A 366-nucleotide genomic window follows, 5' to 3' on the forward strand; every position below is an offset into this window, starting at 1 on the left:
CGATCTCGCCGCGGTCGAACACCAGGATGCGATCGAGGCTGCGCACCGTCGACAGCCGGTGCGCGATCACGATCGAGGTGCGGCCCTTCATCAACCGCTCCATCGCCTCCTGGATCAGCGCCTCCGATTCCGAATCGAGGCTCGAGGTCGCCTCGTCCAGGATCAGCACCGGCGCGTCCGCCAGGAACGCGCGCGCCAGCGCCACGCGCTGCCGCTCGCCGCCCGACAGTTTCACGCCGCGCTCGCCGACCAGCGCGCCGTAGCCCTTCGGCAGGCGCAGGATGAAATCGTGCGCGTTGGCAAGCCGCGCCGCCTGCTCGATCGCCTCGAGGCTGGCGCCGGGCCGGCCGTAGGCGATGTTCTCGG

General features: G+C 71.0%; 1 protein-coding gene. It reads right to left on the reverse strand.

The annotated features are described in order from the left end of the window. A partial coding sequence (locus tag AABA84_RS34870; protein ID WP_338314360.1) for an ATP-binding cassette domain-containing protein occupies positions 1 to 366 on the reverse strand: 366 nt, incomplete at both ends.

Origin of the sequence: Bradyrhizobium sp. TM239, assembly GCF_036247985.1 — a bacterium.
Taxonomy (GTDB): Bacteria; Pseudomonadota; Alphaproteobacteria; order Rhizobiales; family Xanthobacteraceae; genus Bradyrhizobium; species Bradyrhizobium ottawaense.